General features: G+C 72.1%; 23 protein-coding genes. 12 read left to right on the top strand and 11 right to left on the bottom strand.

Going from position 1 to position 23,646, the window contains the following annotated elements:
* Nucleotides 1-60: 60 nt before the first annotated feature.
* The 6 genes from PWG71_RS15755 to PWG71_RS15780 all read left to right on the top strand — a co-directional run bounded on the left by PWG71_RS15755 (nt 61) and on the right by PWG71_RS15780 (nt 4,450).
* On the top strand, nt 61-1,272 hold the full coding sequence (locus PWG71_RS15755; RefSeq protein WP_274810479.1) for a hypothetical protein: 1,212 nt from the start codon (nt 61-63) through the stop codon (nt 1,270-1,272).
* A 267-nt stretch (nt 1,273-1,539) separates the two neighbouring features.
* Nucleotides 1,540-2,649 (top strand): helix-turn-helix domain-containing protein, encoded by a 1,110-nt coding sequence (locus PWG71_RS15760; RefSeq protein WP_274810480.1) that lies wholly within the window; start codon nt 1,540-1,542, stop codon nt 2,647-2,649.
* Nucleotides 2,650-2,665: 16 nt separating this feature from the next.
* Complete coding sequence (locus tag PWG71_RS15765) at nt 2,666-3,187, top strand: hypothetical protein (protein WP_274810481.1); 522 nt, start codon at nt 2,666-2,668, stop codon at nt 3,185-3,187.
* A 413-nt stretch (nt 3,188-3,600) separates the two neighbouring features.
* On the top strand, nt 3,601-3,777 hold the full coding sequence (locus tag PWG71_RS15770; protein WP_274810482.1) for a hypothetical protein: 177 nt from the start codon (nt 3,601-3,603) through the stop codon (nt 3,775-3,777).
* Complete coding sequence (locus PWG71_RS15775) at nt 3,774-4,013, top strand: hypothetical protein (RefSeq protein ID WP_274810483.1); 240 nt, start codon at nt 3,774-3,776, stop codon at nt 4,011-4,013. The genes PWG71_RS15770 and PWG71_RS15775 overlap by 4 nt, the downstream gene beginning before the upstream one ends.
* 119 nt (nt 4,014-4,132) lie before the next feature.
* Nucleotides 4,133-4,450 carry a hypothetical protein gene (locus PWG71_RS15780; protein ID WP_274810484.1) on the top strand — a complete coding sequence of 106 codons (318 nt, stop codon included), beginning with the start codon at nt 4,133-4,135 and terminating at the stop codon, nt 4,448-4,450.
* Nucleotides 4,451-4,748: 298 nt separating this feature from the next.
* Here PWG71_RS15780 and PWG71_RS15785 read toward each other — a convergent pair whose 3' ends face one another.
* Nucleotides 4,749-5,303, bottom strand: coding sequence for an AAA family ATPase (locus tag PWG71_RS15785; protein ID WP_274810485.1), 555 nt, complete (start codon nt 5,301-5,303; stop codon nt 4,749-4,751).
* A 588-nt stretch (nt 5,304-5,891) separates the two neighbouring features.
* The gene (locus tag PWG71_RS15790; RefSeq protein WP_274810486.1) at nt 5,892-6,248 is read right to left on the bottom strand and encodes a hypothetical protein; all 357 of its coding nucleotides are present in this window, start codon (nt 6,246-6,248) and stop codon (nt 5,892-5,894) included.
* A 527-nt stretch (nt 6,249-6,775) separates the two neighbouring features.
* Here PWG71_RS15790 and PWG71_RS15795 point away from each other — a divergent pair.
* From PWG71_RS15795 to PWG71_RS15820, 6 genes are all read left to right on the top strand, one after another.
* The gene (locus tag PWG71_RS15795) at nt 6,776-7,168 is read left to right on the top strand and encodes a hypothetical protein (protein WP_274810487.1); all 393 of its coding nucleotides are present in this window, start codon (nt 6,776-6,778) and stop codon (nt 7,166-7,168) included.
* A 361-nt stretch (nt 7,169-7,529) separates the two neighbouring features.
* Nucleotides 7,530-8,360, top strand: a complete 831-nt coding sequence (locus tag PWG71_RS15800; protein ID WP_274810488.1) for a SecDF P1 head subdomain-containing protein — start codon at nt 7,530-7,532, stop codon at nt 8,358-8,360.
* Nucleotides 8,361-8,526: 166 nt separating this feature from the next.
* Nucleotides 8,527-8,904, top strand: a complete 378-nt coding sequence (locus PWG71_RS15805) for a VOC family protein (protein ID WP_274810489.1) — start codon at nt 8,527-8,529, stop codon at nt 8,902-8,904.
* A gap of 262 nt (nt 8,905-9,166) precedes the next feature.
* On the top strand, nt 9,167-9,805 hold the full coding sequence (locus PWG71_RS15810) for a CHRD domain-containing protein (protein ID WP_274810490.1): 639 nt from the start codon (nt 9,167-9,169) through the stop codon (nt 9,803-9,805).
* A gap of 349 nt (nt 9,806-10,154) precedes the next feature.
* Complete coding sequence (locus PWG71_RS15815; RefSeq protein WP_274810491.1) at nt 10,155-10,955, top strand: metal-dependent hydrolase; 801 nt, start codon at nt 10,155-10,157, stop codon at nt 10,953-10,955.
* Between the two features lie 263 nt (nt 10,956-11,218).
* On the top strand, nt 11,219-11,629 hold the full coding sequence (locus PWG71_RS15820; protein WP_274810492.1) for an ester cyclase: 411 nt from the start codon (nt 11,219-11,221) through the stop codon (nt 11,627-11,629).
* A gap of 210 nt (nt 11,630-11,839) precedes the next feature.
* Here the strand turns inward: PWG71_RS15820 and PWG71_RS15825 are convergent, their stop codons facing one another.
* The 9 genes from PWG71_RS15825 to PWG71_RS15865 all read right to left on the bottom strand — a co-directional run bounded on the left by PWG71_RS15825 (nt 11,840) and on the right by PWG71_RS15865 (nt 23,363).
* Entirely contained in the window at nt 11,840-12,475 is a 636-nt protein-coding gene (locus PWG71_RS15825; RefSeq protein WP_274810493.1) for a maleylpyruvate isomerase family mycothiol-dependent enzyme, read from the bottom strand.
* A gap of 259 nt (nt 12,476-12,734) precedes the next feature.
* Nucleotides 12,735-15,311: an FtsX-like permease family protein gene (locus PWG71_RS15830; RefSeq protein WP_274810494.1), complete on the bottom strand. Its 2,577-nt coding sequence runs from the start codon at nt 15,309-15,311 to the stop codon at nt 12,735-12,737.
* A complete protein-coding gene (locus tag PWG71_RS15835) occupies nt 15,308-16,126 on the bottom strand; it encodes an ABC transporter ATP-binding protein (protein ID WP_274810495.1) in 819 nt (272 codons plus the stop codon). The genes PWG71_RS15830 and PWG71_RS15835 overlap by 4 nt, the downstream gene beginning before the upstream one ends.
* 506 nt (nt 16,127-16,632) lie before the next feature.
* Entirely contained in the window at nt 16,633-16,908 is a 276-nt protein-coding gene (locus PWG71_RS15840) for a hypothetical protein (RefSeq protein WP_274810496.1), read from the bottom strand.
* Between the two features lie 269 nt (nt 16,909-17,177).
* Nucleotides 17,178-18,398, bottom strand: a complete 1,221-nt coding sequence (gene fahA / locus PWG71_RS15845; RefSeq protein WP_274810497.1) for a fumarylacetoacetase — start codon at nt 18,396-18,398, stop codon at nt 17,178-17,180.
* Between the two features lie 76 nt (nt 18,399-18,474).
* The gene (locus PWG71_RS15850) at nt 18,475-19,320 is read right to left on the bottom strand and encodes a hypothetical protein (RefSeq protein ID WP_274810498.1); all 846 of its coding nucleotides are present in this window, start codon (nt 19,318-19,320) and stop codon (nt 18,475-18,477) included.
* Nucleotides 19,317-20,522 carry a homogentisate 1,2-dioxygenase gene (locus PWG71_RS15855; RefSeq protein ID WP_274810499.1) on the bottom strand — a complete coding sequence of 402 codons (1,206 nt, stop codon included), beginning with the start codon at nt 20,520-20,522 and terminating at the stop codon, nt 19,317-19,319. Before PWG71_RS15855 ends, PWG71_RS15850 begins: the two co-directional genes overlap by 4 nt.
* A 31-nt stretch (nt 20,523-20,553) precedes the next feature.
* Nucleotides 20,554-22,230 carry an FAD-dependent monooxygenase gene (locus PWG71_RS15860; RefSeq protein ID WP_274810500.1) on the bottom strand — a complete coding sequence of 559 codons (1,677 nt, stop codon included), beginning with the start codon at nt 22,228-22,230 and terminating at the stop codon, nt 20,554-20,556.
* A gap of 170 nt (nt 22,231-22,400) precedes the next feature.
* Nucleotides 22,401-23,363, bottom strand: a complete 963-nt coding sequence (locus PWG71_RS15865) for an MBL fold metallo-hydrolase (protein ID WP_274810501.1) — start codon at nt 23,361-23,363, stop codon at nt 22,401-22,403.
* Nucleotides 23,364-23,646 lie beyond the last annotated feature (283 nt).

The raw sequence follows: 23,646 nt of genomic DNA on the forward strand, positions 1-23,646 counted from the left end.
TGCGCCCGGAACCGGGACACGCGAGAGACCCCTCCCCCGCGCAAACGGCCCGAGAAGGCCATGGAGGGGATCGGGTTCGTCCCGGCCATCTGGGTCCTTGAGGCCCTCAGGAAGGGGCTGTTCCCCAACACCCGCGCGCACACGGCCGCCGCGATCATCGCCGACGCGGCCGACCTCGACGGACGCTGGTGCTTCCTGCGCCTGCGGACCCTGGCCGCCCGCTCCGGCGGCACCCTCAGCGAGTCCACGGCCAAGCGCGCCCTCAAGGACCTCGTCGCGGCGGGACTGGTGCGCAAGCTCTCCCGCGAGGAGCGCCACGCCTTCTTCGCCGCCGACCTCGCCTCCGGACGGTTCCGCGCCGACCTGCTGCCGGACGTCCTGGAACTCCTCATCCCCGCCGACGCCTTCAAGGGGCCGGTCCTGGAGGAGATCAACGAGGTCCGCGCCCGCCTGGGCGAGGAACCCCTCACCCCGCAGAGCAGGCCCGAACCCACGACAGGTCACATCGACCCGTCGCGAGAGGTCAAGATGACCTGTGGCGAGGGGTCAACATGGCCTGAGGACCCTTTCTCTTCCGACCCCTGCCCCGAAGACCCTTCTCCGACCTCCGTCCGTGGGCGCGAAACCCCAGGGCGCGCGGCCGTCGCGCCGCCGTGGGCGCTCGCCCTCCTCGCCCGGATCCCGGACGGGGCCCTGCGCTTCCCCGTCCGCGACCGCGCCGCCCTCGCCCGCCGCCTCGTCGCGCTGCGCGCCACCGGCGTCACCGAGGACGAACTCACCCGCGTCCTGACCGGCTGGGAGGACACCGTCCGGCCCTTCGCGGCCCTGCGCGAACGCCTGGCCTCACCGGAGACCGTCCGCGCCTGGAACGACCACGCCCTGGGCACGGTGTTCGAGGGGGACGCGTTCTCGCGGCGTCCGACGTTCGTCCTCGACTCGACGGGCAGAGCGGCCGACACCTGCCCGGAGCATCCGAGCGTCCGCAACGTTCCGGGCGGGGCCTGCGCGCTGTGCGGCGGGGTGTGCCGAAGCGAGCCGAACGAGATCGTGCACCCACGCCGTCCGTCCGCCGGCGTGCTCGTGGGGACCTTCGGCGGAACGTCGGTGGACGACCCGTTCACGCGCCCGAAGTGCGAGGACGAACGCTGCAACGCCGACAGGACCTCGCCCCGCTACAGAACGGTGCTGCGCCTGGACCCCACGGGCGCGGGCGTCATCGCGGTGCCCTGCCCGACCTGCGGCCACCGCACGGCCTCGGAGGCGGCGGCTTGACCTCCGGCCACGCGCTCGGGGCACCTCCGCGCACCGGAACCGGTGCCCCACCGACCGACGCCCGCCCCCCGGAAGGCCCCCACGCGGCCCGTGTTCCCACCTGAGTCGCCGACCTCGACCGCAGCCGTCCGACCGCCCCGGAGCGATGGTGTCCTACCGATCGACCTCCCCCCACGAACAGGCCCTCTGGTCGATGCGACGTCCCGACAGCGCATCGAAGATCCGTGTTCTTTCGACAGGGCCGTCCGCCATGTGTGAAAATCACACATGGACAAGTTGGCTCTTGGGAAGCGCATCGCCGAAGCCCGTGAGGACGCGGGCATGACCCAGGAAGACGTCGGCCTCGCTGTGGGGCTCGACCGGAGCGCGATCAGCCGGCTGGAGAAGGGCGAACGCAAACTGAGTGTTCCCGAGCTCGTCGCGGTCGCGAACACACTCGGGCGCCCCTTGGCCTACTTCGTCTCGGATCCCGTTCCCTCCGTGGTGAGTCGACGACGTGGCACGGCCCAGGTCCATGACACGACTCGGACACTGGACACAGAGCTCGAACAGTTCGCGGCGGATGTTCGATCGTGCATCGAGATGCGGCTCCTCACGCCGGTGGAACGTCATCCGCGGGCGTGCACTCCGCAAGACCATGAGACCTCTGAGCAGATGGCCGGGGAGACCCGACGCCGCCTCGACCTGAACGATGCTCCCGTCCGAGATCTCGGCGCGGCGTGTGAGCGCCTGGGGTTGTACACGTATTCCGTCCCTCTCGGGAAGAACGGCCCCGATGGAGGTTGCGTCGAGGTCGGCGACGCTTCGCGGACTCTCGGCGTCGCCGTGATCAACGGCGACGCGCCCCATGGGCGCCGACGTATGACCTTGGCCCATGAACTCGGCCACTGGCTCTGCGGTGATGCCTATGACGCACAGGCGACTGCGGTGAGCGAGAGGATGATCAACTCCTTTGCGATCCATTTCCTCGCCCCACGTGCGGGAGTTCACGCGGTCTGGCGTGAACACGCGCACTGGAGCGTTCGCGATCGGGCACTCGCCGTGGGCGCATCCTTCAGACTGAGTTGGTCGGCGGCGATCGGACAGCTGAGAAATCTCGGTCTCATCGGCCAGGACGAACACGGGTCTCTGGGACGGGAGGAACCGAGATCCGGTGATTATCTGCGCTTGGCTCTTTCCTGGGACAATGAGCTTTCCAGCCCTTACGTCTCGCCCGGCTACGCCTCGGCCTGTGTGAACGGCTACACCTCGGGCCGCCTGACAGCCGATCGTACGGTCGAACTGATGCGCGGAACCCTCTCCGTCGATGAACTTCCCCGCCGGAACGTTCCATCGCTGGATGACCTCCGCAGGTCGTTTGCCGGGCACGATGACTGATCCGCGCAGGTGGGTAATGGATACGAGCGTCTACACGCATTTTTGCCGAGCGGGTCACGCGAACATCATCGAGAAACTCGCCCCCGGCGGGGTCGTGCTCGTACCGGACGAGGTGAACCAGGAGATCGAGCGAGGCCGAGCAACATACCCGGACATCCCGGACGTGGCTTCCGTCGGCTGGGCCGAGATAGCCGTCCTGAGCGATGACGAGGTCTGGACTCAATTACAGGTCAAAGCCCAGATGAGCGGAGGTCCCAACCAGCACCTCGGCGAATGCGCGGTCATCGCATGTGCCAAACATCGGAATATGGCCGCGATCCTGGATGAGCGCGCCGCGGTCGCTCAAGCGGATCGGTTCGGCGTTCCCACATACGACACCTTGTGGATCGTGATCGAGGCGTACAAGAATCTTTACCATCGGGACCGTGCCTCCACCGCCCGCGTAGTGGACGACCTGTTGGGAACCGACATGTTCCTGCCGGTTGATTTGGGGGAAAGTCTGTTGTCCTGGGCATATGAGTCGGGCCTTCTGCCCTAGTCCTCCCCCAGGGACGAAAACCGGGCACAAAGGGGCTGTTCACTCCTCGCGGATGCGATGATCTCTCTTTTCCGACCGAACGCTGAACATCGTCCTCGCAGAAGGTTCCGAGCGAGTTCGCCCTACCCGTATCCGATGCACCCTCTTGAGGACGCGCTCGAAGTCGACCTCCGTCGCCGGCACCCGGAATCGGACCCGACGGATCCGCCCCGTGCCCTCCCACCGATCGATGACCGCCATGCCTCGACCTGCGCGTGGTGCCTCCACAGGCGTGCCGTGCACCCTCCGAAAAGGCCCGTCCTCGCCCATCCCAGGACGGCCGCCACCGCAGTCGGCGATGCGACATCGAGAAGGAGACGGTTTGATACCGTGAGCCCACGAGCGCCCGGACAGCCCTCCGAGAGGACCCGTCGATGGAACCCCGAGCCACCGCGAACGAGGCCGAGCTGATCGCCCACGCCAGGGAACGCGCCGACTCGGGACTGGTCCCGGAGGGGTACACCATCCCGGCGGGAGAGCCCGAGGAGATGCGCGAGGAGCTCATGGCCTTGTTGCTGACCGACGCCGAGGAGAACGGCCGCGCCGCTTGAAGCGCAGCCTGACCCTGACCAACGCGGCCCGCGCCCACCTGCGGCACCTGCCCGCCCGACTGCGCATCCGCGCGGGCGAGGCCCTGCTCTCGCTGGCGGCGGCCGACGACCCCGAGGTGCCGACCATCGCGCACCCGGACGACCCGTTCGTGCGCCACCTGCGCGGCGTCGGTTTCGTGTGCACCGTGCTGCTCTACGACCACCGGGTCGTGGCCGTCTCCGTCCGCCCCGACTGAGCCCGCCCCGCGCCGGATCAGGCCCGTGTGTTCGGGGCCTGCCCGTCCGAGCCGTCATCGGCCCCTCCCGGTCGGACACCGCCCGCAACCCCGTCCGCGGGCCCCGCATCTTCCCTTCCATGAGACGCCTGCTCGCGACACTCGCCCCGGTCTTCGCCCTGGCCGCCACCGGATGCGCCGGCGAACCCCCGCCACCCGAACCTGAGGCCGTCGAGTTCTTCGAGTCGCCTCAGACCGCCGAACCACCCGAACGGCCCACCGGAGACGAGTACACCGCCACCGCCGACGGCAACGTGATCGTCCTACCCCCCGAGCCGGACCCGCCGGTCGCGGACGACGGTGTGCCCTCCATCGAGGAGCAGATCCGGCAGTGCACAGAACAGACGGGGCACCCCGAGGAGTGTCGCGACAAGATCGAGTACGGCATCGTCGACTGACGACACCGCCGGTCGTGGAAGGTCTCCGGGTACCCGAAGGCCGTGTTCGCCGCCCCCGACGCAACCGGCACGGGACAGGGGACGGGCCGGCCGGACCGTCGCGGTCGGCGATCTCCCGGTCGGCGCGTGTCCGTGTGCGGCGGTCGGGACACGGATCACGGCCACGATCGTGCCTTGCGTCGGGGCGGGGGCACAGGAGACCTTTCGCCTGTACCGGTGCTGGTGGGCGGGCATGGTGAGCGGTCCCGACGATGGCCGGTGCTGAGAAGCCCCGGTGCTTCGGAAGCGAAGGAGGCGATCAGACGTGGACCTGTGTCGCCAGGCCGCAGTCGTCGAGGATGCGCGTCATGCTCTGTTCGACGCTGTTGTGCTCGTCGATGATCTCCTCCACCCCGCCGGGGAGCAGATCGCGGGGCCGCCACCACCGGCGCATCTCGGCTTCCCCGAACGCGTCGGCGACGGGTTCGGTGGCGTGCCGCTCCAGGGTGGTCTCGAAGGGGATGTCGAAGTAGTAGCAGTGCCCCCGGTGATCGCGCACCAGACGGGTGAGCATCTCCCCGTAGTGGGCGACGTGGAAGATGCCCTCCAACACCACGTGGAAGCCGCCGGCCAGGCAGTGGCGGACCATGAGGTCGATGAGCCCGACGTTGACGGCCCCCGGCCGGTCCTTCTCCTTGAGGACGTCCCGACGCACCACGTCCTGGGAGATGATCGCGAGTCCCCGCCCGTACCTCGCCCGCAACGACCGGGCCACGGTCGACTTGCCCGAGGCGGAGTTGCCCCGCAGGACGATCAACCGCGAAGACGACGGGGAACCGGTCCGGCCGGGATCGTCGCTCGTCCACGAGGTCATGGACGCGCCCCTGACCGACACGACACCCGTTGACGAGCACGGTGACGGGTGCCGGCACCGATCTCGTGGTGCGGTGACGGTCCGCCGCTCGGATGGGGTGGAGGACTCGGGTGCGCAGGAGGCCCGCCTTCCCCGGGAGCCGGGCGACTGTTGGCGTGCGGCTGTGTGAACGAGGGTGTACACGGGGGAAACGCGGGCCAGGACGCGGTGCTGGACCGAGGGTGGCTGCTCGGCCACTTCAAAGACGCGACGGCCCTCGTCACGGTGAGGCCGTGGAGATCGGGTGGGGCGTCCACCGGCGTGCGGAGACCAGGGCGCAGTGGGTCAGGGGCGAACAACGGACGGCTCTCCCGGTGCTCATCAGCGGCCGTTTCCGCGTCGAACTTCCCGACCGTGACGTCGTCCTGGAACACCAGGGCGACCACATCGCGCGCGGGCGCGGGCGCGGGACCGACCCGCTCCCGGGTCGCGGAAGAAGAATCGGTGGTGTCGACGGGATGGCCCTCCGTGCCCGGACACGCGGTGACCGCGGTAGAGCGGTGAAGCGCGTGCCGAAGGCGCACCTGCGGGAAGGCCACACGGGGGTCGTCAGGAGAAATTGATGTCCCCCTGGACGTCGCCGCCGGTCTGGAAGAGGGTCCCGGCGACGTCGCCGTGCACCTCGTTCCGGGCTCCGTCGGGCGACCGCCGGAGCCGGAACTCCGCGCGGAACCCCTCGTCGGTGTACCGCTCCAGCAGATCGCCGTCGTGGACCAGCCAATCCCCCGTCTGCAAGGTGATCGACTTCCAGCCCGTGGTGACGACCAGTCGTCCATCGCTCTTCTCGCGGGTCTTGGAGCCCGCGCCGTACGCCAACTCGACGACGTCCGCGGCGGCGGCCCGGTCGGTCGGGTGCCACTGGGCGGCGGTGACGGTGCGGGGGACGGTGGTGTACTGCTCGGCCACGTCGTGCGCCTCCTGGAGCGGTCGCGGTGGTCGGCCGGCCTCCGCGTGCGCGGGGCTCGCGCCTCCCTTGTCCGTGCAGGGTACGCCCCACCCTGTCCGGCCCGAGCGTAGGGGGTTCCCGCCCGGTGGGCGGCCGATGCGTGGGCCAGCCGCGCGGTCGGAGAACGATCGCCGGACGGGGAGGCGAGCAGGACGCCGACGCTCACATCGTGAGCGCGAGCCACATGATCGACCCCGCCCGGCGGGGCCGGGGAGCGGGCGCGCGGAGGGTTCCCGGGCCGTACGGTTCAACGCCGTCGTGGAGACCGACCCGCAGGCGGTGCGGCTGTACCGGTGCGCTCGGATGCGAGGTGTCGGGGCCCCCGACCGGGGGCTTCACCCACCCCGAACACGGCCACGTCGGCTTGCACCTCGTGCACCGGCGACCGGCCCCCACCTCGCCACATCCAATCGACACACTCCCTAAAAATCCTCATGCTTCTTTATATTCTTGCAAAACAGGGATGTTTAGCATACTTTTCACTATCATGAACACGACACCCATGTCCCGACCGCCCCACGACGCGCAGGCGCTGCGCTCGATGATGCGCACCGACCTCGTCGCCGCGATGAAAGCCCGTGAGCCCGAGACCGTCTCAGCGCTGCGCACCGCCATCGCCGCCATCGAGAACGCCGAGGCGATCACGGCGCCCGCGCACACGGACGGCGGCGCGTCGAGCGAACACGTCGCCGGCACCCGGGTCGGCGTCGGCTCGACCGAAGCGGAACGCCGCACCCTGTCCGCCGAGGAGGTCCGGTCCCTCCTGCGAGAGCAGATCACGGACCGCGTCGCCGAGGCCGACCGCTACGACGCCCACGGCAGGCACGACGCGGCGGATCGGCTCCGGCGCGAGGCCGACACCCTCGGAAAGTACGTGTAGGGATCCGGCCCACCGGGAAGGACGCGCGGCCGGGGGGGCGCCCTCGCTCTCGGGCCTCCCGCCGGCCGGCACGGTGCACGGGGGCCCCGCCCGGGGTACTCGGGGCGGGTAGGGCCGACCACGCGTTCGGCACAGGGGCCATCTGGCCGACCGTCCGTACGGGCGATGTCGAGGACCGCCGACGCCTGTGCGCTCCGGGAGCCGGAAAGCCCACCGTCGCGCGTCGTCGGTCCGTCCCGACCGGCCCCGCATCGCCCTGTGCGAAGGGCTCGCGTGTTCGACGCACTCCTGCGGGCTGTCGCGTGTTCGAGGGTTCTGGAAGGCTGGACGCACCCCCGTCCCCCCGAGGAAGAGGACCCCCGTGGACCCCCACTCCGTACCGCCGCCCGCGCGTCACCCCGAGCGGACCCCCTCGCCGCGCCCACGCACCCGGCTCCACCTCGTCGTGGGCGCGGGCCTGGTCCTCCTCCTCGTCGCGGGCGGCGTGGTCGGCTGGGTGCTGTGGTCGGGCGGGCCCGGAGGCGGCGAGACCGTCGAACTCCGTGTCGGAGGCGGGGAGGTCGCGGCCGACTCGGCGGAGATGGACCGGGTGGTGGAGATCCTCGGGCGGCGCATCGCCGGTATGGGGCACGGTGAACCGGCGATCACCCCGGGGCCCGGGACCGTCACCGTCGAGCTGCCGCCCGACGTGGACACCGCCGAGGCGGTCGCCCTCATGGAACGCCCCGGGGCGATGACGATCCACCCGGTGTCGGGCGTGGTCGACGAGTCGGCCGAACCGCCTTCCGCGGACGAGCCGGTCCTGGCCGCCCCGGATTCGTCCGAACGGTTGCGCCTTGGCCCGGCTCGGCTCGGCAATGAGCGGGTCGAGTCCACCACCGCCGAGTTCAACGCGTCCTTCTCGCAATGGGAGGTGCTCGTGGAGTTCACCGACGAGGGCGCCGGGGAATGGGCGCGGGTGACGGGTGAGGCGGCGTGCCTCCCTCCCGGCGACCCGGGGCGCCGCATCGCGATCGTGGTGGACGGGGAGGTGGTCTCCGCTCCGGAGGTCGGCCCCGACGTGGCCTGCGAAACCGGTCTCACGAGCGGGGCCACGGTCATCAGCGGCGACTTCACCCGGGACGACGTGGTGACGCTGGCGAACCTCATCGGCGCGGATCCGCTGCCGGTGGAGGTCGCCGAGGCGTCCTAGGGTCGGCCGCCCCGCCCGGCGGGGCGGTCCCGGCCCAGGGCCCGAAATCTCCTTGCCCCCGCTCACTCCGCCCGTTACGGTCCCGAGGGTGTTCTCGCCGCGGGAACCCACGAGGATCCGCGTGCGGGCATCCCGCCGGTCCCCACGTTGAGAGCAGGTCGCTTCCATGGCATGCCGTATCAGTGAACTCGTGCTCGAATGCCACGATCCCGAGGCGCTGGCGCGGTTCTGGTGCGAGGTCCTGGACTTCGTCGTCCTCGATCGCGAGGAGGACGCCGTCGAGATCGGGCCGCGCGAAGGGTTCGGCGGCCCGCAGCCGACGATCATCCTGAGCCGCAACGACGAGCCGAAGAAGGAGGGACTCCGGCTCCACATCGACGTCAACGCCACCGACCGCGATCAGGACGCCGAGCGCGAACGCCTCTTGGCCGCCGGGGCCAGACCCATCGACATCGGTCAGACCGGGGAAGAGTCCTGGCACGTCCTCGCCGATCCCGAGGGCAACGAGTTCTGCCTGCTCAAGGCCCGCCTCGACCCGCTCTGACGGCCCTCGTTGACGCGGGCCGCGACCGGGTGGAAGGCGATGCGGCCGACCCGGGGGACAGGAGGGGCACCGTCAGCACGAGGTGTCGCGAACACCTGGATCATCCCGGCGTCGTCCGGCAAGGGGAGGGGGCGCATTGCTCGCTCCCGCCGGTGGACGGATCGACCGACACGAATTCATGATCACTGAAAGTTTTAATGTTATTACTTAGAGTGATGTTATGTTGTGGTCAGCCCCCTCTGTCCATCGAGAGAGGAACATCGTGCAGATCCGTCGAGCGACCACCTGCGCCGCCCTGGCCACCGCCGTCCTGATTCCGTTGAGCGCCGTGGGCGCTCACGCCGACGACGTTCCGGGCTACCCGGGGATGGAGAAGTACACCGCCGATTTGGCGCCCGTCACCGTCAACCGGTCGCAGGCCTCGGGCACGGCCACCATCTGGCTGGACGACACCACCGCTCACGTCCGGATCACCGTGGACGACGTGCTGGCCGACCACCCGCACGCCCAGCACATCCACATCGGTGGTCGCGGTGAGTGCCCCACCGACTACGACGCGGGCATCCACAACGGTAAGCGCGCCCTGAGCACCCTGGACGGGCTGGAGGCATACGGCGGGGTGGAGACCTCCATCACCACCGAGGGCGACACCTCCGCCGCCAGCGCGCTGGCCATCGACAGGTTCCCGACGGCCCCCGACGGCATGATCGACTACGACAGGACCTTCGAACTGTCGCAGGCCGCGGCGGACGCCGTGCGCGCGGGCAACGCCGTGGTCGTCATCCACGGCATCGACTACGACGGCGACGGCACCTACGGCGACGTGCTGGGCCCCAGTGACCTGGACCCGAACCTTCCCATGGAGGCCACCAACCCGGCGGCCTGCGGACCGCTGGTCTGACACGGGCGACCGGTGGGGCGGCCTCCCCACCGGCACGAGACCGCTACGGGCGTGCTCCGACCGGGGGCGCGCCCGTAGCGGTGTGACAGGACTTCGGTGGCGTCGCACGGCGTCACGGCGATGCCGCCGTGCGGCGGCGAGGGGGATCACGACGGCGGGGCGCCGCGCCGAGAGCGCGTCCCGGTCCCGCCTCCTCGGGGACCGCCGACGAACCGCCGCGCACGCCGACCCTCCACCGCACGGCCCCGCCCCGCCTCCGGGCGGACGGAACGCGCCCGTGAAGGGGACCCGGTTCCGGGGATGTCCGTGCCGCATGGCATGTTCGTCGGCGTGGGCGGAGCGGTACCGGGTGTCCGAGAGGAACCGGGGACGCTCCCCCGCGTCCCGCCGCCCCCTGTCCCTGGAGTCGCCGATGATGGGCACCAGCCATGCCGCCACCGGGTTGTCGACGGGGGTGATGGCCGGTCTCGTGTTCGGCTCCCACGAGTGGGACGTGCTGGTGTGCGCCGCGGTCGGCGCCGGTGCGGCGCTGCTCCCCGACCTCGACGAACCGGGGAGCACGGCGGGCAGGTCGCTGGGGCCGGTGACGGAGGGCGTGTCGCGGCTGCTGCGGTCCGTGTCCCAACGCGTGTACCGGGCGACCGGCACGCCGGGGGAGCTCAAGGCCGGCAGGGACGGCGGTCACCGTCACCTCACCCACACCCTTCCCGCCGTGCTCGTGTTCGGGCTGCTCGCGTGGGGCGTGTCCGCGAGCGCGCCGTTCGGCACGGGGCTGGTGGTGTTCGCCCTCTCCGCCTTGGGGCTGGGAACGTTGATCCGGCCCATGACGTGGGTGGGGTCGCGGCGGAGAAGGTCTTTGACCGCCTCCGTCGTCGCCCTGGTCTTCGCCGGGGCCGCCGTGGTGTCGGAGGGCGGCGCCCCCTGGCTGGTCGGTCTGACGGTGGGCATCGGCGCCTTGACGCACCTTCTCGGGGACTGGCTGACGAAGAGCGGCGTGCCGCTCGCCTGGCCGTTCACGGTGCGGGGCAAGAGGTGGTGGATGTTCCACTCGCCGGCCCCGTTCCGCACCGGGGAGAGCATGGTGGAGAACGCGATCCGCTGGGGCTGCCTCGTCGGCTCACCGATCATCGTGGCTCTGACCTGGGGTTGAGGGAGGAACACCCGGCCTCGGAGGACGGCGGGACGGATCCTCTCCGAACCGCCCCGCGTGTGCGGGGCTCACGGCCCGCCGGTCGTTCGTTTCGAGGCCGGACCGGGATCGTTCCCCGCCCCTCCCGTCCGCGCTCCGGGGAGAACATCCTGGAGCGCGTCGCCCGGAGATGGCCGAAAGAGGCCATGACCTGCTTCGATGTTCGACCTTGTGCGACGATCGAGGGTCAGGTTCCTTCACCGTCGTAGAAGGAGGAGAGTTCCATGGGCATGGCCGCCGACATCCAGCGCGCGTACTTCGACGCCATCCGGTCAGGGGACGTGGACGCGGTCCGCGCCCTCTTCCACACCGAGTACGAGTTCGTCGACGAGGAGGGCGTCACGCACGGCGTGGACGGCTCCGTCGAGAAGGTCCGCGTGTACTCGTCCGCGTTCCCGGACATGGAGTTCGACATCCACCGCCAGCTCGAACTCGGCGACGTGTGCGTGATGGAGGCGACCGTCATCGCCACGCACACCGGAACCCTCTTCGGCGTCCCGGCGACGGGCAGGCGTATCAGCATGGAGTACTGCAACGTGATCGAGGTCCGCGACGGCCTGATCTACCGCGAGCACGACTACAACGACAACCTGGCGGTGATGCGTCAGCTCGGCGTGGTGCCCGCGCAGGCGTGACCGGCGGCGCGGCCCGGGGGCGACACGACCGTCGGGGTGCGCGGACGTCCGGGTACGGCCGGGACCGCCGCCCGGTGCGGCGTCACCGTGATCGGCGACGCCGCAGGGCTCGGTACCCGGGAGGCGGCCGTGGCCACCGGATCGGGCGGCCACGGCGCGTCGTCTCGTCGGCGGGCGACCCCTCGGTCGGCCCGGAGCCCGTGCCCCGGGTCATCCGTCCATGCGGCCGCGCAGGACCTCCACGCCCTCGCCGGTGAGTTCGTCGAGGTGATCGGCCCGGCCCGTCATCGCCATGATCAGGGCGAGCGTGCTCCCCGACACGAGCGGCCCCTCGCCCCCGGAGAACGGCCCGTCGGTGGCCTGGAGCCGCAACCCGCGCACCCGGGTCCTGGCGACGACGACCTGGTCCGACCCCCGGTAGTACTCCGCCACCCGGGTCAGGGCGTCGATCGGCCGGTCTCCTTTGATGCCCAGGGGCCGCCTGATGTCCTCTCCGTGCACGATCACCTCCCCCAGAAGGGCCGGCTTCGGCAGGGGAGGCGACGTCGTGCTCGTCACGACCGAACGGAAGCGCGCGAGGGTGTCCGCGCCGGAATCGCCCATCTGCTCCGCCAGGCGCATCGCGACCTGGGCGTCGAAGTCGAATCGGCGGCGGACGACTCCGGCGAACCACCGGAACCCGTTGAGGCTCCCCGACACCGTCAGGTGGGCGAGCACCTCGCGTACCGTCAGGCCCGCGCACAGGGACGGCGTCGTCCAGCGCTCCTCGGACATCGTCGACAGGTCCTCCGCCAGCGCCCGGCGTTCCTCGTGGATCAGCGGCCACGGGTCCGCGCGCCCGGTCATCGGTGATGTCCCGGTACCGGAGGGGAAGGTGATGTCATGCGCCGCTCCTCGCACTGCGCGGGGCCGTCCCGGTGAGGCCCGCAGGGATACGGCGATCATCTCCCCCGCCACCGACGAACGGGGGAACGCGAAGCGCCGTTCCCCGGCTGTCGGTGGCGAGGGCCCACCGCGCGTGCCCTCATCGGGTTCCCGGAGCGGGGCTCACAGCGTTCGCCCTCACCGGGCTTCCGGCGTGGGGCGGGGCCCACCGCGCGTGCCCTCACCGGGTCTCCGGGGCGGGCGCGGGGTCGGTGCGGGCGGCGTCGCGGGCCGGGACGAGGGCGGCCAGGGCGCCCGCCACCGGGGCGAGCGCGATCACCGCCCCCAGCAGCCCGTAGGGGACCGCCAGCACCGTCATCCCCCGCCCTTCCAGCGCGCCCTGCACCACGGACGCGAGGAGCACGCCCGTGAGGACCCCCATGGCCCCGCCGAACGCCGAGATCACGACCGTCTCCAGCAGCACCACCCGCCCGGTCTGTCCCCGGAACATCCCCGCCGCCCGGAGCGTCCGGAACTCCCCCGCCCGTTCGCGCACCGATCGGGAGAGCAACGCGGCGGTCGCCACGAGTGCGAGCGCGACGGCCGGCACCAGCGCCCACCGGACCAGCGCGGCGCGCTCGGCCGACCACCGTTCCCCCTCCCTCGCGATCGCGTCCCGGTCCAGCAGCACCACACCTTCGACCTCCCGCACCGCCTCGGCCAGCGCCTCTCCGCCCGCCTCGGCCCCGTCCGTTCCCGCGATCACGTGGACCGACGCCGTCACCGGCTCCGAGGCGCCCGCGGCCGAGCGCTCGAACGCCGTGTCGGACATCAGGTAGTCCGCTCCCAGCAACGGGTTCGCCCGATGGATCCCCGCGATGGTCAGTTCCGTCCACGACCCGCCGGCGAAGGTCGCCTCCAGGCGGTCTCCGACCTCCCACCCCTCCCGGGCGGCGACCGCTCCGTCGACCAGGACCTCGCCCTTGCCGTGTCGGGCGCTCCCTTCCTGGAGGGTCCAACCGAGGGCCTCGGCGAGCCCCTCGGTGTCGGCGACCGCCAGGACGCCCGGTTCGCCGTGCACCTCGATGCCGGTGGTGGCGACGGGCACGACCCGGTCCACCGCTTCGGCCTCCTCGATACCGGCCAGGAGCGCCGTGGGCAGCGGCAGCGACGTGTCCTGGGAGCGGACGAGGTGGTCGGTGCCGATCCCGTGGGCGATGCGATCGGCGTGGGAGGCCTGCGCCGACCGGTCGAGTGTGCCGAGCAGGACGACCGCACCCGCCCCGATCATGAGCGCGGCGATGGCGGCGACGGCGCGCCGGGGGTCGTCGAGGGCGTTGGCCCGGGCCACCCGCCCCGGCACCCCGGTCACGGCGACGACCGGCGCGAAGAGCACGCGCAGCACCGGCGCGCAGACCAGGGGGACGATGACCACGACCCCCAGGAGCACGGCGGCGGCGCCGCCGATCGCGGCGGGCAGCGCGGAGGGGCCGTCGCCGAGCAGTCCGTGGACGATGGCGGCGCCGCCCGAGACGATCAGGAGGGTTCCCGCCACCGCGTTGACGTGCGCCGACCCGGGGACCGCGGCGGCGTCGGCGACCGGCACCGGGGGTGTCCGGGCCGCCCGGCGCCGGGAACGGTGGGCGGACGCCGCGGCGAGGACCGGACCCGTCATCGCCCCCGCGGTGATGACGAGCGGTCCGAAGACCGGGGCCCCCGCGAACGCGCCCGCCCCGAGCGCCTCCATCGGTCCCGCTCCGTATCCGGCAAGGAGGATGCCGGCCGGGACCCCGAGGAGGGAGCCGAGGGATCCCACGATGAGGGCCTCGGTCAGGAGGATCCGCCGGATCCGGTCGGCGCCGGCCCCGACGGAGCGCAGCAGGGCGAACTCCCGGGCGCGCCGGTGCGCGGCGCGGGAGGCGATCGCGGCGAGCAGTGTGCCGCCGACGGCCAGGGCGGTGGCGGCCGCCGCGATCAGGGCCGTGTGGGCCAGGGCCGCCCGGTCCCCCAGTCGTGCCGCCCTTTCCTGACGAAGGCGTTCCATGGGGACGACCGCGACCTCCCCGTCCGCGCCGCCGACGGCCATCGCAGCGCCCTCGTCGGGCTCTCCCGTCGCTTGGGCGAGGCCGGTGACGATGGTGTCGGCGAGGGCCCGCTCGTCCACACCCGGTTCCCCCGCGACGAGGAGCCGGTCCGCGCGGGTGGGTGTGCCGGTCAGCAGGTTGCGGGCGTTGGAGGCGCTGAGCAGCGCTCCGGTGGTGTCGTCGGGCCCGGTTCCCCCGACCTCCTGGAAGGACCCCGTGACGGTGAGCCAGTTCTCGCGGTCGCCGACCCGCATGAGGACGGAGTCGCCGATCAGGACTCCGGAGGCCTCCACGACGGGGCTCGGCAGGGCCACCTCGCCTCTGCGTTCGGGCGCCTCGCCGGCGGTGAAGGTGTAGGGGGCTCCGGCGCGGTCGTGCCAGGAGACGGCGTCGCGGTACCGGTCGGTGTCGCCGAGGCGACGTCCGTCGTAGTCGAAGAGCTCGACGGGCGCGGACACCATCGGGTACACCTCGGCGACACCGTCCATGCGGGAGATCCGCCGGGCCAGTTCCACCTCGATGCTGTCGGGGGTGGCCCCGGCTCCGGGTCCGACGATCACCGTGATGTCGTGGTCGGCCTTCTCGACGAACGCGTCCGCTCCGCGTTGCACGCCGGTACCGACGGCGAGCGCCGCGACGACACAGGCCGTGGTGAGCGCCGCCACGACCACGGCGGAGACCGTGGCCGTCCCCTGGGCGCGGAGGCCGCGCAGCGCGGCGATCGGGGCGATCACCGCTCCGCCCGGCGGTGACGGGCGGGGGCGGCGCTCTCGGACCGACGCATCCGCAGCAGGACCTCGTGCTGGTCGGGCGCGGAGAGCCGGTCGAGGACCCGGCCGTCCCCCAGGAAGACGACGATGTCGGCACGGGAGGCGACGTAGGGGTCGCGGGTGGCCGTGAGCACCGTCCGGCCCATGTCGGAGACGGCCAGACGCAGGAGGGCGAGGACCTCGTCCGCGGCCCGGGTGTCCAGTCCGGCGGTGGGTTCGTCGGCGATGAGGATCTCGGGGCGGCCGATGAGGGCCCGTGCGCAGGCCGCGCGGCGCCGCTCGCCCGGGGTGAGTTCCCGGGGGCGACGGTCGAGTCGGTTCGCCGGTCCGAAGGCGGTGATGACGCGGTTCGACCACACGGCGTCGACGCGTCCGCGTCCGGCCAGGTCGATGGGGAGGGTGATGTTCTCCCGGACGGTGAGTGCGGGGACGAGGTCGAATCCGGGCAGGAGGAGGCCGATCCGGTCGCGGCGCAGTCGGGTCAGCGCGCGTTCGTTGAGCGTCGTCAGGGAGGTCTCGCCGATGTGGATCCCGCCGGAGTCGGCGGGGGTGAGGCCGGAGGCGCAGTGGAGCAGGGTGGACTTGCCGGCGCCGGAGGGTCCGATGACGGCGACCATGGTGCCCGTGGGCACGGCCAGGTCGACTCCGCGCAGGGCCTCCACCGCCGGTCCGCCGGGGGCGCGGTGGGACTTGCGGACTCCGATGAGGCGGGCGGCGAACCGCCCGGGGGAGGCGTTCCCGAGGGCTTTGCGGGTCAGGGCGGAAGTCGTTCTGCTCATGATCGTGCGGTCCTGTTCGGGGGTCGCCTGGGCCGGGGGGTCGAAGGGCGGACACCGATGTTCCGGAAAGCGTGTTCGGATGGCGCATTTCGTCGATCAATGCCGCCCGAAAAAGGAACATAGCACCGGGTGATCGAAAAATCACGCCGCGACTATGACTCTTCCCCCAAAGAACCCCCGGGTAAAATCAGAATACCTTTACGGCCGCCAACCCCCGTGGAACCCAGTTCCCCAAAAAATGCGTGAAATGCGCCACAGAGAATACGTGGGATCAACGGACGATCTTCGGTAAACCTTGGAGGCGAGGCGTTCTGTTGCGAACGATTCCCCACCGGGATCGACGAGGGAAATCGTCCCCGAAGGCCGGGAATTCACCATCCGGCGTTCTCGGAAACGACACCGGATCAGGCCGTCCGGATACATCAACAGCGTTTATCTCTCCGCACCGCCTCGGTGCGGAGATCTTTTCCCGCGCCGCCATGGAATAGGATTCGCCTCGGTCTCGCTCAGGGGGCGAGCCCGGAGATCCGGGTCCGCGCGTCCGAGGCGACGGTCTCGAAACCCTCCGGGGCGAGGTCCCCCAGGCCCGAGGCGAACACCGGAGACACCGGGTCCCCCGTCCGCTTCGGGAGGCCCCGCCCGCCGCTGTCGTCACCGACGAGCGGGTACCCCGGCGCGTACTCCGCCACCTCGTAGGCGGTGTTGCGCTCTTCGAGGTCGGCCGCCGCGTACACGTGCGCGCCCGCCGCCGTGAGCGGTCCCTCTTCCGATCCCACGTTCATGGGGACGTCCTGCCCCCTGAGACGCCCTCGCCCTCCGGGCCCGCCCGGACCCCGGGGCGGATCCCCGCGTTCCCCACCCACGACAAAAGCCGGACGCGCCCTCGGGGCCCACCGACGGTCGGCGCCACCCCGACTCGGGAACGCCCACGGCGGGCGCCCGACCGGGGTGTTCCGGACGTGCGCCCGACCGCAGGCGACCGCCGGTCGTGTCGCGACGATCCCCGGAACCCACCCCACCCGACCGGGCCCGATGGTCGCCGGGCCCGTTCCTACCTCGCGGGCAGGATGCGCCCGGTGACCTCGCCGAAGTGGACGGTCCCCCCGTGCGCGCCCGGCGCGGTCGCCGTGATGGTGACCTCGTCCCCGTCCTCCAGGAAGGTGCGTTCGGTGCCGTCCGGCAGCCGGATCGGCTCCTCGCCGCTCCAGCTCAACTCCAGGAAACAGCCCCGCTGTCCCACCTCGGGTCCGCTCACCGTCCCCGACGCGTACACGTCGCCGGTGCGCAGCGACGCCCCGTTGACGGTCATGTGGGCGAGCTGCTGCGCCGCCGTCCAGTACATCTGCGCGAACGGCGGCCGCGACACCACGTGCCCGTTGAGCCGCACCTCCAGCCGCAGGTCCAGCCCCCACGGCCGCTCGCCCCTCAGATAGGGCAGCGGCTCGGGGTCCTGGACGGGCTGGTCCACCCGGGCCGCCTCCAGCGCGCCCAGCGGCACGACCCACGGCGAGACCGACGTGGCGAACGACTTGCCCAGGAACGGCCCCAGGGGAACGTACTCCCACGCCTGGAGGTCGCGCGAGGACCAGTCGTTGAGCAGGAACACCCCGAACACGTGGTCGGCGAAGTCGTCCACGCCGACCCGCTCCCCCATCGCGCTGGGGGTGCCGACCACGAACCCGACCTCGGCCTCGATGTCCAGGCGCGCCGACGGGCCGAACACCGGGACGGGCTCGGTGGGCGGCTTGCGCTGCCCGGTGGGCCGGACGATGTCGGTGCCCGACACCACGATGGTCCCGGACCGCCCGTGGTAACCGATGGGCAGGTGCTTCCAGTTCGGGGTGAGCGGCTCCTGGTCGGGCCGGAAGATCCGGCCCACGTTCGTGGCGTGGTGCTCGGAGGCGTAGAAGTCGACGTAGTCGGCGACGGTGAACGGCAGGTGCAGCCGCACCGCGTCCCGGTCCACCAGGTGGGGGCGCACGGCCGCCTCGTGTGCGGGGTCGGTGAGCCACTCCACCAGCTCGGCGCGCACCCGTTCCCACACGGGGCGGCCGGCGGCCAGCAGCGCGTCGAGGTTCGGGGCGCCGAGCACGTCGGCGTGGGGCGAGCCCACGGCGCGGGCGGCGGCGCCGAGGTCGAGGACGTGGGGGCCGATGGCGGTGCCGACGCGGGTGCCGGCCCCCTCATCTCCGCCGACGTCGAAGACCCCGTAGGGCAGGGTGTTCAGGTCGAACCCGGTGTCCGGGGACGGATCGATCCAGCTGTCGGGCATGGGATGTGCTTTCTGCGTGCGGATCCGGGGTGGGGCCGTCGTCCCGGCCCCGCCCCGGACGGTGGTCGGACGGTGGTCAGAAGGTGAGCGCCCCGAGGACGATGAGGTCCTCCAGGGGTTCGGTGACGCTGCACGTGCCGAAGGACCGGAACCCGGCGCGGACCGCCTCCGCCTCGGCGTCGGTGAGCCCGCCGGCGCGGGCGGCCAGGGCACGCCCGTCCCGGTCGGCGAGGGTCGCGGCGGCGTCCTGGGCCGTTCCCCCCTTGAGGAGGGTGTCGGTGGCCAGCAGCACGTTGAGGAACCCGTGCTGTTCGAACCCCTGGACGGTGGTGTGCCGGACGGCGTGGTGCAGTCCGGCGGTGCACTTGAAGGGCGTTCCGAGTTCGACGGCGGTGTACAGGGTCCCGGCCAGTTCGGTCTCGGTGGGGTGGGCGTCGGCGGTCGTCCCACCGGTGCGGAACTTGGCGTTGCGCCCGGCCCCGGCGAGCGCCGCCAGATCGGCGCGGATCCCCTCGGCCCCGCCCTCGCGGGAGACCTCCACGTACCCTTCGACGTCGTCGGGCAGGTGGGCGTCCAGCGCGGCGGTGACGTCGGCGGTCCCGCCCGGAGACGCCGCGACCTCCAGGCCCTTGAGGCGCAGTACCGGGTCGGCCAGGACGTTACCGACGGCGGCCGCGACCCCGCCGGCCCCGCCGGGGACGGTGACCACGACCTCCAGCGGCGGGTGATCGCCGTCCTCGCGGGAGAGCACCGCGCGCAGTTCCCCGACCCGGGCGTCGGAGACCAGGAAGGGTCCGACGTGGCGCGCCCGCGCCGAGGCCCGGTGCCCGCGGTGGGCGGGCAGTGCCTCGCCCATGGGTGCGTTGCCGGGCGGGAACAGGGCCGCGTCGTCGAACAGCGCGCGGTACAGGACGTCGCTCATGATCGGCGCCTCCCTCCGGCCCAGGTCCAGGCGTAGGTGCCGTCGTCGGAGGCGATGCCGCCCTCGCCCAGGTCGAGGGGGCGGAAGGTGTCGACCATGACGGCGAGTTCGTCGAAGGCCTCCGCGCCGATGCTGCGCTCGTAGGCGCCGGGCTGGGGGCCGTGGGAGTGGCCGCCGGGGTGCAGGGAGATGGAGCCCTGGCCGATCCCGGAGCCCTTGCGGGCCTCGTAGTCGCCCCCGCAGTAGAACATGACCTCGTCGGAGTCCACGTTGGAGTGGTAGTAGGGCACCGGGATGGCGCCGGGGTGGTAGTCCACCTTGCGCGGTACGAAGTTGCAGATGACGAAGTTGTGGCCCTCGAACACCTGGTGCACGGGCGGCGGCTGGTGGACGCGGCCGGTGATGGGCTGGAAGTCGTCGATGTTGAAGGCGTACGGGTACAGGCACCCGTCCCAGCCGACCACGTCGAACGGGTGCGTGGGGTAGGTGTAGCGGGTTCCGGAGATGCCGCCGGGTCCGTCGCCGCGGTGCTTGATGAGCACGTCGACGTTCTGGCCCTCGGCCAGGAGCGGCTCGGAGGGGCCGCGCAGGTCGCGTTCGCAGTAGGGGGCGTGCTCCAGGAGCTGGCCGTACCGGGACAGGTAGCGCTTGGGCGGGGCGATGTGGCTGTTGGCCTCGACCACGTAGGCGCGCAGCGGTTCGTCGCCGGTGGGCACCCAGCGGTGGGTGGTCGCGCGCGGCAGGATCACGTAGTCGCCGCGGCCGACCTCCAACAGGCCGAACACGGTCTCCACGCGGGCGCTCCCGGACTCCACGTAGACGCACTCGTCGCCGATGCCGTTGCGGTAGAGCCGCGAGGGCGCACCGGCCACGACGTAGGAGATGCGCACGTCGTCGTTGCCCAGCACGAGGCGGCGCGACTCCACGACGTCGGCGGCCTTCCACTCCTGGTCGCCGAAGAGCGAGTGGAGCCTGAGGTGGCGCGGCACCATGGGCGCGTTGCGGGTGCGGCCCTGGTCGGGGACCTCCCACTCGGCGGCGTCGACGATGGCCGACGGGATGGCGCGGTGGTAGAGCAGGGAGGAGTCGGCGGAGAAGCCCTCCTCCCCCATCAGCTCCTCGTAGTAGAGGCCGCCCTCGGGCGTGCGGTGCTGGGTGTGGCGGGTGCGGGGCACCTCGCCGACCTGGCGGTAGTAGGCCATGACGTGTCCTTCGGCTTGTGGGCGTCGGTGGTCAGAGGGTCGGTGCGGGACGTTCGCCGGCCGGGGCGGTCGTCCGTCCCACGCAGGTGCGCACGGCGGCGGTGACGGTCGCGGGGTCGTCCGCGCCGACGACGGCGGCGATGTGGGCGTCGGGTCGCAGGATCCACACCTGCCCGGGGTCGCCGGCCAGGGCCTCGGTGAGCGCGCCGGTGGCGTCGATGTCGGTGAGGTGGAACGCGGCGACGGGGGCGTCGGTGGCCTCCAGCGCGGCGGCCAGGGCGCGCTCGCGCAGCCCGGCGGGGTCGGTCCCGGCGGGGGCGGGACCCAGCAGCAGGGTGATGCCTTCGCGGAGCAGGGGGCGCAACCGGGCGGGGGCGTCCTCGCCGGGCAGGTCCACGGGGGCGTCGGGGGCGATGACACCGGGGCAGGGGGCGGGAGCCCGGCCGCGGGGCGGGCGCCCGCCGAAGGGCCGGTCCGGGCAGGGGGTGGTGAGCGCGGAGTCGACGTACCAGAAGGGTTCGGCGAGGCGGCCGGAGTCGACGTGGGCGCGGGCGTCCTCCTCGGTGAGGGCGCGTTCCAGGACGGTGAGGCGGGTGGTGTGCTCGGTCTCGTCCTGGGGGACGAGGAAGCGCATGGTGGCGCTGGTGACGTCGGCGTTCTCCAGGGCGGCCGCGTGGCGCTCGGTGTGGTAGGTCTCCAGGAACTCCTCGTCGGCCCAGCCGGCGCGGACGTAGGCGATCTTCCAGGCGGCGTTCTCGGCGTCCTGGACGCCGGAGTTGAGGCCCCGGGCGCCGAAGGGGGCGACCAGGTGGGCGTTGTCACCGACCAGGAGGACGCGGCCGGAGCGCATGCGGTCCACGACGCGGGTGTGGAACCGGTACACCGAGTGCCAGACGATCTCGTAGGGCTCGTCGCCGATGATCTGTCGGATGCGGGCGTCGAGTCGGCCGCTGGTCTCCTCGGCGTCCAGGTCGAAGTCGGCGGGGACCTGCCAGTCGATGCGGAACACCGAGTCGGGGCAGGGGTGGATGAGGACCTGACGGCCGGGGTTCCACTCGGGGTCGAAGTAGAAGCGGCGTTCGCGGGCCCACTCACCGAGGTCGGCGCGGATGTCGCAGATGAGGAAGCGGTCCTCGAAGCTGGTGCCGTCGAAGGTCAGGCCCAGGGCGCGGCGGACGACGCCGCCGTGGGCGCCCAGGCAGGACAGGGCGTGGGTGCCGCTCAGGCGGACGGGCCCGGTGGGGGTGTCGCAGGTGACGGTGACGCCGTGCTCGTCCTGGACCAGGTCGGTGACGGTGTGGTCCCAGGAGATGTGGACGCCGGCCTCGACGAGGCGGCGGTCGAGGATCTCCTCGGTGCGGGACTGGGAGATGTTGACGAAGGGCGGCAGGGGGGAGGCGCCCGGGTCGGCGAGGCGGACGCTGAACAGCTCGCTGTCGCGGTAGAAGGTGCGGGCGGTGTCCCAGGTGAGGCCCTCCTCGGCGACCTCGCCGGCGCCCACCCAGTCCCACACGTCCAGGACGTCGCGCTGCTGGCAGATGGCCTTGGAGCCGATGGCGTCGCGTTCGGGGCGGGAGTCGACGATGCGGACGGGGACGCCGCGCCGGGCCAGCAGCAGGGCCGCGGTCTGGCCGACGGGGCCCGCGCCGAGCACCAGGACGGGCTCGGCGGAGGTGTCGGCGGGAGGGCGTGGAGCGGGAGGTCGCATGTCGGCTCCTGGGCGTCGGCGCCCCGGGGGGCGATGGTCGTCGGTGGCTGTGTCGGGCCGTGGGGCCCGGGGTCGGTGGGCCCCGGCGGGCGCGCGGAGCACCGCCGGGGCGGACGGCGCGGGGCGACGGGAAGGGCCCTCCGGAGAGGGTTCCCCGCCGCCGGGGAGCGTCAGCCCTGGAGCAGGTCCCAGACCTCGCGGTCGCGTTCGGCGGTCCAGATGACGGGGCGCTCGATGCCGGAGAACTCGTCCCACAGGCGGGAGACGTCGAAGGGCAGGCAGTGCTCGAAGATGGGCCAGTGGCCGTAGTCGTCGACGAGGGCGGCGTGGGTGGCCTCGAAGGCCTCCTTGAGGGTGCCGCCGCGTTCGTGGACGGCGCCGACCTCGCGGATCATGACGTCGAGGAAGCCGCGGGTCTGCTCGATGGCGGCGTCGACCTCCTCGCGTCCGCGGCTGACGGCGCCGCGTCCGCCGACGAGCATCTCGGCGCCCAGGGCCTTGACCTTGTCGAGGGTGGCGCCGGCCCAGTCCTTGTGGAAGGCGTCGCCGGTGTAGAGGGCGGCCTGGGCCTCGACGAGGTCGCCGGCGAAGAGGATCCCGTGCTTGGGCAGCCAGGCGACGATGTCGCCCTCGGTGTGGCCGCGGCCGAAGTACTCCAGGACGAGTTCGCCGCGGTCGCCGCCCAGGTCGATGGTGGTGCGGTCGGCGAAGGTCTGGGTGGGCCAGGTGAGGCCGGGGACGGAGTCGGCGTCCTTGGCCAGGCGGGGCATGCGGCCGAACTCGCTGGCCCAGTCCTCCTTGCCGCGTTCGCGGATGAGTTCGTGGGTCTTCTCGTGGGTGATGACGATCTCGGCGTCGAAGGCGCTGGCCCCCAGAACGCGGACCGCGTGGTAGTGGGAGAGCACGAGGTAGCGGACGGGCTTGTCGGTGTGCTCGCGCAACGTGGCCAGCCACTCGCGGGCCGCGGTGGGGGTGGCCATGGCCTCGAACGCCACGAGGAAGTCCTCGCCCTCGATGGCGCCCACGTTGGGGTCTCCTTCGGCCGTGAGCGCGTAGACGCCGTCGGCCAGGACCTCCAGGGTCTGCTGCTTGGCCTCGGTATCGGCGGACGAGGCGAACGGCTTGGCTGCCATGGTCGTGGGGACCCCTTCACTCGCTGCGGGCGACTGCCGCCGCCCAATTGATCAAACGTTTGATGATTCGCACCATAACGTGCCCCGCGCCACCCGACCAAGAGGCGCAGAGCCATCTCATGGGTGATACAGATCACACTCTACGTCCTCCGACCGCGACCGCCCATCCTCCGACCTGCCCGTCTCCCCCGCCCTCCCCTCCGACGGCGCACCGTCACCGCCGACCCACCCCGGGTCACCCACCCCCGGGACCGCAGCCCGAAAAGGCTCCGACATCACCCGA

Origin of the sequence: Nocardiopsis sp. N85 (assembly GCF_028882275.1) — a bacterium.
GTDB classification, from domain to species: Bacteria; Actinomycetota; Actinomycetes; order Streptosporangiales; family Streptosporangiaceae; genus Nocardiopsis; species Nocardiopsis lambiniae.

Excerpts from the sequence above, each read along its gene's own strand:
- PWG71_RS15785 (WP_274810485.1), bottom strand. The coding sequence starts at position 5,303 with ATGACCTCGTGGACGAGCGACGATCCCGGCCGGACCGGTTCCCCGTCG.
- PWG71_RS15770 (WP_274810482.1), top strand. The coding sequence starts at position 3,601 with ATGGAACCCCGAGCCACCGCGAACGAGGCCGAGCTGATCGCCCACGCC.
- PWG71_RS15760 (WP_274810480.1), top strand. The coding sequence starts at position 1,540 with ATGGACAAGTTGGCTCTTGGGAAGCGCATCGCCGAAGCCCGTGAGGAC.
- fahA (WP_274810497.1), bottom strand. The coding sequence starts at position 18,398 with ATGCCCGACAGCTGGATCGATCCGTCCCCGGACACCGGGTTCGACCTG.
- PWG71_RS15835 (WP_274810495.1), bottom strand. The coding sequence starts at position 16,126 with ATGAGCAGAACGACTTCCGCCCTGACCCGCAAAGCCCTCGGGAACGCC.
- PWG71_RS15865 (WP_274810501.1), bottom strand. The coding sequence starts at position 23,363 with ATGGCAGCCAAGCCGTTCGCCTCGTCCGCCGATACCGAGGCCAAGCAG.
- PWG71_RS15825 (WP_274810493.1), bottom strand. The coding sequence starts at position 12,475 with ATGACCGGGCGCGCGGACCCGTGGCCGCTGATCCACGAGGAACGCCGG.
- PWG71_RS15755 (WP_274810479.1), top strand. The coding sequence starts at position 61 with ATGGAGGGGATCGGGTTCGTCCCGGCCATCTGGGTCCTTGAGGCCCTC.
- PWG71_RS15780 (WP_274810484.1), top strand. The coding sequence starts at position 4,133 with ATGAGACGCCTGCTCGCGACACTCGCCCCGGTCTTCGCCCTGGCCGCC.
- PWG71_RS15765 (WP_274810481.1), top strand. The coding sequence starts at position 2,666 with ATGGATACGAGCGTCTACACGCATTTTTGCCGAGCGGGTCACGCGAAC.
- PWG71_RS15840 (WP_274810496.1), bottom strand. The coding sequence starts at position 16,908 with ATGAACGTGGGATCGGAAGAGGGACCGCTCACGGCGGCGGGCGCGCAC.
- PWG71_RS15795 (WP_274810487.1), top strand. The coding sequence starts at position 6,776 with ATGAACACGACACCCATGTCCCGACCGCCCCACGACGCGCAGGCGCTG.
- PWG71_RS15850 (WP_274810498.1), bottom strand. The coding sequence starts at position 19,320 with ATGAGCGACGTCCTGTACCGCGCGCTGTTCGACGACGCGGCCCTGTTC.
- PWG71_RS15805 (WP_274810489.1), top strand. The coding sequence starts at position 8,527 with ATGGCATGCCGTATCAGTGAACTCGTGCTCGAATGCCACGATCCCGAG.
- PWG71_RS15855 (WP_274810499.1), bottom strand. The coding sequence starts at position 20,522 with ATGGCCTACTACCGCCAGGTCGGCGAGGTGCCCCGCACCCGCCACACC.
- PWG71_RS15860 (WP_274810500.1), bottom strand. The coding sequence starts at position 22,230 with ATGCGACCTCCCGCTCCACGCCCTCCCGCCGACACCTCCGCCGAGCCC.
- PWG71_RS15820 (WP_274810492.1), top strand. The coding sequence starts at position 11,219 with ATGGGCATGGCCGCCGACATCCAGCGCGCGTACTTCGACGCCATCCGG.